General features: G+C 44.1%; 8 protein-coding genes. All 8 read right to left on the bottom strand.

Annotated elements, in window-relative coordinates; all coding sequences use genetic code 11:
* On the bottom strand, positions 1-761 hold a 761-nt coding region (locus tag QVO66_RS06130; protein WP_288172676.1), incomplete at its 3' end, for a coenzyme F420 hydrogenase/dehydrogenase beta subunit N-terminal domain-containing protein.
* Positions 758-2305, bottom strand: a complete 1548-nt coding sequence (locus tag QVO66_RS06125; protein ID WP_021854554.1) for an MATE family efflux transporter — start codon at positions 2303-2305, stop codon at positions 758-760. The genes QVO66_RS06130 and QVO66_RS06125, both read right to left, overlap by 4 nt.
* Positions 2306-2328: 23 nt before the next feature.
* Positions 2329-3102, bottom strand: coding sequence for a DUF2971 domain-containing protein (locus tag QVO66_RS06120; protein WP_021854553.1), 774 nt, complete (start codon positions 3100-3102; stop codon positions 2329-2331).
* Positions 3103-3203: 101 nt separating this feature from the next.
* The gene (locus tag QVO66_RS06115) at positions 3204-3644 is read right to left on the bottom strand and encodes a hypothetical protein (RefSeq protein ID WP_288172675.1); all 441 of its coding nucleotides are present in this window, start codon (positions 3642-3644) and stop codon (positions 3204-3206) included.
* 182 nt (positions 3645-3826) lie between these two features.
* A complete protein-coding gene (locus QVO66_RS06110; RefSeq protein ID WP_288172674.1) occupies positions 3827-4255 on the bottom strand; it encodes a hypothetical protein in 429 nt (142 codons plus the stop codon).
* Positions 4256-4520: 265 nt separating this feature from the next.
* Positions 4521-5381, bottom strand: a complete 861-nt coding sequence (locus QVO66_RS06105; RefSeq protein ID WP_288172672.1) for a tyrosine-type recombinase/integrase — start codon at positions 5379-5381, stop codon at positions 4521-4523.
* Positions 5382-5402: 21 nt separating this feature from the next.
* Positions 5403-6524, bottom strand: a complete 1122-nt coding sequence (locus QVO66_RS06100; RefSeq protein ID WP_288172671.1) for a hypothetical protein — start codon at positions 6522-6524, stop codon at positions 5403-5405.
* 119 nt (positions 6525-6643) lie between these two features.
* A complete protein-coding gene (locus QVO66_RS06095) occupies positions 6644-7147 on the bottom strand; it encodes a UpxY family transcription antiterminator (protein ID WP_288172677.1) in 504 nt (167 codons plus the stop codon).
* Positions 7148-7414 lie beyond the last annotated feature (267 nt).

The raw sequence follows: 7414 nt of genomic DNA, 5'->3' as shown, positions 1-7414 counted from the left end.
TAGAAACCTTTTTTTTCCCTTATTAACATATTGTAAGAATCGTGCCAGTCAACTTTCTCGCTGGTCTTTTCTCCGTCCATTGACATCGCCCAAGAGTCATGCCATCCTGTGAACTTGTTCCGCCACGATGCATATGTGATTTTGCCTATTTTCTTTTCCACTTCTGCCACATATTTCCGCCAAAGCCACATTGACGGCACGCCATGACAGAAGAAATCCATCAATACGAAATTATCCTCACAGCGGAACTTCCGTATGTATCGTCTAAAGGAGTCAATCTGGCAAGGTGTCCCCGTTACGAGGTATTTCTCTTTGCGGTTTATGGCCTTGAATCCATCGACGGTGTAGCTCTGGATGTATTTGCTTCCGATTGAAGGGATGAGTTCTTCAACGGTTGTGGCAATATAGTGCTCGGCACGGTTTGTGTCAGGATTATATCTTACTCCACAGACTTTATAGCCTTTGCCTATCAATGTGCGTCCGACCTCGAAACCCACACCTCCAGATGAACACTTACGACGTACTTGTGTTTCGTTGCTCCATGCGGCATAACTTTTTATACAGGTATCAGTTAAAGCCAATCCGTCATGTGAATATGAGCAGACCTCCGTACACAGGCCGCAATCGGTACACTTAGCAGCATCCGTAATTTGCGGTTCATAGAAGCCGTCGGCATTAAGCCTTATGTCTATAATATGACGGGCACAAACAGTGGCGCATACGCCACAGCCAAAACAGTCTTTTGTGTTTGAGATATTCATTTGTTATTTCTCTTAAACTTTTTCTTGATTATCCCGACGACTTTTTCACGAAGCTTTTCACGTTCGTGCTTGTTAAAGCCGAGGTAATACCCGAGGATTAAAGTTGACAATACTGAAAGGATGCAAACGGTAAAGAACCTGACAACGACCAAGTCTATTTCCGAATAGGCCAATACTGGTAAGACAACCGACAATATCGTGACAATATAAACCCGTATTGTTACACTTTTCAGGAATTTAGCCATTGGAAAATCCATAATCCTCACAAGCATGTAAAGACGTGCTATATGGCAGACAAATTCTATGGCAAAAGCTATTATCATGGCGTAATATGGCTCTGCACCTAATTTAAAAGCCACATAGACAATCGGCAATGTTAGCAATGAAATACCTCCTACGACAATCTGGTAATCACGGACTTTACCGGAGGCATGCGTGGAAATAATCAATGGATTTGACAGGGTGTTCAACAAAGCCGTCAATATAGCAAGGCGGAGGAATATCGCGGTATAGTCCGGCACTTCCTTAAGCCATATTCCCAACACCAATGGGGCTTCCACCGCAACAGGCAACGACAAGGTAAGTAAGAGTATGTAGGACAACTTTGCACCCCTGAACACTAATTTATACATATCTACCTTGTCGCCTGTCGCGTAATTCTTTATGATTTGCGGATTCATGGCCATCTGGAAGTTGCTTACAAAACCATTGAGTTTTCCAAGAACTTGGTAGGCGATACCACGTGCCGCATTGACGGCAGGGCCGAAAAACATGTTAAGCACTACATTCACTCCCTGTTCTTTTGCTATACCAGCCAATGAGCCGATAAGATTCCACCCTACAAACGATGTCACCTCTTTACCGTACTTACGGTTGAACTTTCCGGTAAAGCGACATTCGGAAAACTTTTTCTTGCAATAGAAGTAATAGGCCGCTATCAGAGCTATTTGCACCAACGCCATCAGCGCAGCATAGACTATAAGCCTGTCAAACGAGGTTATGGCGATTACATAGCAAATGGCAAGTTTCAACACCGCATCTATTATGGAAAAATAGGCAAACGCCGACATTTTCTCATACGCAATGAGTGCCCCATTGTACGGCACGTTGATTACATTAAGCACAAACACAAGCAGAGAGAACTGGAACACCCAGTTTGCCGCCCCATATCTGTTCGGAGGAAAGTTCATATAGCTATTCAAAAACCATGTACCGACAGTCTCGCCCACAAATATGATTACAATGGCCAAAAAGATATGAATCATCAGCATTGTGCTGAAAATACCCTTTACATCACCGTTTTCTCCTTTTCCTATTTCAAAAGAAAGAAACCGTTGAGTAGCCGTTGTCATCGCACCGCTTATCAACGAAAACATCGTCACAAAACCGCCCACTACATTATAGATTCCGAAGTCAACTTCCCCTAACTTATCCAAAATGACACGACTCGTATACAAGCCTATGAGCATCATTAAGAGCATACGGAAGTATAGCAGCAGCGTGTTTTTGGCTATACGCTTGTTATTTGATGAAGTATCGGACATTGAAAAAAATTAACATTTTATGTTTAATTATGAATAACTATAGGTTGGGGTGATGGTTTGAATGCATATAAATCAGAAACTTTTATTTTACTACTATTTATGCCGTTTCTTAATAAATTAGCTTTAATGCAGCATTCTTCACGTTTAGACGCCAATCTTGGATCTATTAAATATTCATCAATAAATGTTTCCGAATTTATAGAAAAACTTATATGGTCACTTTGACATTCTTCTGCATCTGAACCGAAATTAATGATAATGCGTACTTCATTTTCATGGCTGAACGCCATTCTTTTTATAAATAATGAATCAACAAAACTTCTATTTAACGTTTCTACTGTTAAATATAATTTCCTAAGCCAATTATCAAGTTCACCCGACAACTTATAATCAACCTTTCCAATATAAGTCGTTGCCATACATTCATCATTTGTGTAAATTGTATCAAATAATTTTCGAGCTGTTGTTTTTACACGAATAGCACAATCACCGATGTCTTTACTTTTCACATCAGAATATATTCGCCACATTGCGTCTGTTTCATCCTCCAATGTCCAACTTTGACCAAATATTCCACTTATTAAATTTGTTGCATCAATGGGTGTTTGGTCTTCTAACTCAAATTTTTCCTTAAATAGGAAATTCTCATATACATCATCCCATGAAGAAATTTTCTTGATATACAATTCACCTTGAATAAGGGTCATCAAATATTTATATGGAATAAATTTATATATTGGAGTATCTAAATCTAAACCATTCAATACATTTTGCCCTTTATAATTTATATTACACATATAAACTTAATTTAAAAAATGTTCATTTTTTTGATAACTTTGAGACATAAAACGCGCAATTCTGATATACCCCTTGCTTTTGTGATATATTTAAAATAAGATTAAAATCCGGCTAATTTTTCTTCCATATATTCAACGCATACGGCACACCGTAATCCTCGTATGCCTTCGAATGCTTCAGCTTTTCCAATCCCTCTTTCAACAGATGCAATTCTTCCGCTGGGAAATTTCCTCTTTTGATAGCATTGATGATTGCCTTCATCATGTTTTGACAAACAAAATCGGGGCTGTACATCATCGAAATAGTTGTAATGCTCGTCTTCCACAAAGTGATAAGTGAGGCTTTCGAGGACTTCGAGCAGAATGGTTATAGCTTCAGCATAATTGCCTTGGCTTAACAATTCACGAACCACCTCCCGATAAGGTGAAAGTAATCTTGCGATGGTATCGCAATCCTCGTTTATGTTACTTTCGCTGGATATGGCTTCAATTTCCGTTTTCAGCGGTGTCAGTTCAATATCGGTTCGTGGATTTTCTTCCATGTACCGACGATTATATCTCAGTTTTTCTGATACCATACTTTCTGATTTTTAATCATCTTTCCTTTAATGGTAAAGATGCTTGCCAGAGTATTCAATGATACTTGATTATTTATCCTTGAATACTTTGCCATTTATTTAAGATGAGTAAGCAACTGTTCCAAAGTTGAAAGAATGATTGTTCATTACATCCTGCGAAGGAAATACATAAGCTCGGCGTCGAAAGCCTTTGCGAGTGTTTGGCGTATGCAGTCGGGCATATAGAACCGCCATTGCTTGCCGTCTTCATAGGTGATGACTAAGTGGAGGGTCTGCATCACCAGTTCCTCGCCTTCCTTCAGAGGCCAAGTGAGGTATTCATCGGCTTTCATGTACGTCAGCCTGACTATGACCTCCTGCTCATTCGAGGGCAACGCATTGGCAAGCTTTATCGGGTCATTGAGGAACATGGCGTGGATGGTCATAGCGTAATCCGCCTTGCGATAGTCGGAGGGGACCCAGCTGTGGAGTACGGTTAAGTGCTTCTTCAAATTGGCCACGGTGTCCAATGCTGCTATCTCCTGCATGGAGGTAAGGATATCGACAAAAGGCAGTTGCTTAAGAATGACCATCATTTATTCTTTTCAGGTGTTCTTATATCATTTCCGCACTGTTTTTATGACGATACCTTCGTGTGGCGATGAAGATGCTTTCGTAAAGCGGTGAAGGCACTTTCAATGGCGCATGAAGACACCTTCATCGGAAAACGGTAGTTTTTCACATGGTTAGGATGATGACAGCCGACACGGTTTTCACCGGTAAATGTTGCAAAACGGCTTGAGCCGTGAAAGCTGCCATCATTGGTTATTTTTCTTCATTCTTAACTTTTCATTCTTCATTTCACAGAAGGTCGCTTACGTTTACACTCTTGGTCATGCTCTCCCATGAATGCCTTGCGACGGTGAGGTTCAGCGGATAACCGAGACCCATCATTTCGCCCAGCTTCTTCAGGTTGTAATTGATGCGGTGCAGGATGCCATCGTACTGCTTCCATTGCTCGCGTGGGGACTTTGCCGTGATGACGGGGAAGAGGAGGGGAGTACCTTTCCGTTTGTAACGGTCCGCGATCTCCTGCATTGGCGGCTCCCACGGCATGGAGATTTCCTTGCCTGTGAGGTGCTGGCGGTAGGTGAGCCGGCCATCCTTAATGTTTTCTCGTGTCAGGCGGAAGATATCGTCGCTCTTCATGCCCTTTGTATAGACCGTGAACAGGAAAATGTCACGGGCGAAGACGGTCATCTCTGATTCGCCGCTCAAATCAAGACTGCGCAGGCGTTTCACCTCGTCGAGCGTCAGACCGTTCCTGTATTTCTTGACGTGGTAGCTTACGTCCAGGCCTTCAAAAGGATTGATGTCGGCAGCAAGCCCGTCGTTTACAGCAAGTTTATAAACACGCTTCAAATTCCGGATATAAAGGGAAATGGTGTTGCGTCCCAGCTCCTGATTCTTCAGCCACGTGTGGTAGTTGCGCATCAGCAGGGCGTCGAAGTCCTTAAACGGAACCTCATTCTTGCCTAAATAGGCAATGAATCTCCTGAGATACATTTTCAACTTATAGGCCGCATCGTAACGCCCTTCGTCCCGCAGTTTCTCAACACAGGAGTTGGCGTAGGCTATGAAACCGAAACCTCCTCCGTTTTTCTTCCGTGCTGGAACGGGCACGGCTGCCGTCTGCATGTTCTTCTTTCTGTTGTTATCCATTATTTCAATTTTACCTGCCTCTCAGCCGCCAAAATAGATTACCCTGCCGTTAGGCTTGCCTCCAAAGAAATCAAAGATATTCGGCTCGTCGAAATAGATGCCCATGTCGGCGTAATAGGCTTCCTCCGGGTCTGTCGGCACGGTGTATAGGTCTTCGTAAAGGCATATCTGCTTGCCGAACATTGTGGTAAAGTAAGTTTGTCTTGCCGCATCCTGTTCTTTCTTTTGGATATCCTCCCATACGGCTTCGCCGTTCCACACAGGCAGGGTTTCCTTATCTATCCAAACTGCTGAGCCGCTTACGTATGTTTTGTCTTTATAGGTGACGAGCTGGACGGTAAGGTAGCGGCTTGGCATGTCTTCGGAAACTGGCGTTGGAAAAATCACGTCATGGAACACACGCCCGTCCCTGTGGCGCAAGGTGAACATGCGCTCATCCTTTTGCCCGATGACCGTATAAGTATCCAGCCGTTCGGCTTGGATTGCATCAAGTGTCTTTGCCGCTTTGTTCAGCAAAGTCTTTTCCTTTCCTTCCACAAAAGAAGTTTTAAAGCGGAACTCTTTGGCTATGGTATCCGCCAAGGAGAAACCACGCTTGTCGCGCCAGTTGAAGGCGAGGTCTGCCCACAGCATCTTATTTGATGACTGCCTGTTTCCTGCGAGCCGCATGAACATCGCCTTGCGGAAACGCAGGTCAGGAAAGACAGACCTCAGAATTTTGTCCTTCCGGACAAACCATGTCAGCATTTCACTAAGGCGGGAAAAATCACCCGACAGCACGCTTTCGACCATCCATTGCCTGAGTGCGCTGTACTTGGTGTCGGCCACGGCCCTGCCCACGAGGTTGTGGACTTCAGAACCTGCATTGATACTTATGTCAAATCCGTTGCACCAGCGGCTCTCCACATTGCCTACGCTGCGGTACCTGTATTCATAAACGCCGTCAAGCCCGACGGCTACGGTGTTCTCTATATAGAGCAGAAAGGGAAGGATTTTATTATTGTCGAAGCACCTCGCTTCCTGTCCGATAAGACGGTACAGCCTGCCATATAGCTGATGGAAGAAAGCCACGTCGCCGTCAACGTTCATTGACAGGTGATGAAGGCTTCCCCATTTGGACTTGAATTGGTCTATCGTGTACACTTTTTTTAAGAAGTTAAAGGAGTTAAAGAAGTTATCACTCACTGCGTTTGTTAGAAATTAAAGCCATTACCAGCATCGGTAGTTTTCTTAATTCTTAACTCTTCATTCTTCATTCTTAATTAAACAAGCTGTATGTATTCAGGCTGCACCTCAACGGCGGCGGCAAGAAGGTTGGGAAGCTCAACGAACAGGCGTTTAGTGCGTGCGCCCTGCATTTTCTGCAGATTACCCTCGTAACCGTCCAACGGACCGCCGACGATACGGACTTTCCGCCCTATCATGTCGGGGGTTATTTCTTTAGGCTTGTAATAGCGTGTGTTTTCGGTAGAATTAACGGCATGGATGAAGCGTTGCATGTCTGCTTCCCTCACCGTCATCGGTATTTTGTAGCCGCCGCGTATGTAACGGTATTGCACGGTGTCGTACTTCTCGACTATCGGGTCAACCGCCAGCCGCGTGTCATGAACGAAAAGCAGGTCCTGCATAAAGGGCACTTTCTCCCGGATGCGCTTGCCGTTCCTGACCGCCAGTTTCCACACCACCGGCGTGAACACCTTTGCCACCAGGCCGTCAAGCAGCTTGTAGGCAGGCTGTTTGGCGTTGCGTCTCTTAAGGTCGCGCATGACGAACCATTGGAGACGGTCATTTCCGTCGGGGGATCCGTCATTCTCAGTTGAAAGACGGCCTTTGTCTTGCGGTCGTGATTCGTTCATGTTTTCAGGCCGGGACATTTCTTCTAATCCTGCAAGCCGTCGTAAATCACACGATAACAAGCAGTTACGAAAATCTGGCTGTTGACTTCTCTTAAATCCATAGGATTGCTCCATCTCCGTCATTACTCATAATAGCGTTTGTGTTTGCTTTGATTTTCATGACGGATTTTTTGTCCG

The organism is Prevotella sp. CAG:255, from assembly GCF_000431195.1.
GTDB lineage: Bacteria > Bacteroidota > Bacteroidia > Bacteroidales > Bacteroidaceae > Prevotella > Prevotella rara.
This window is presented reverse-complemented; position numbering and strand designations above follow the sequence as displayed.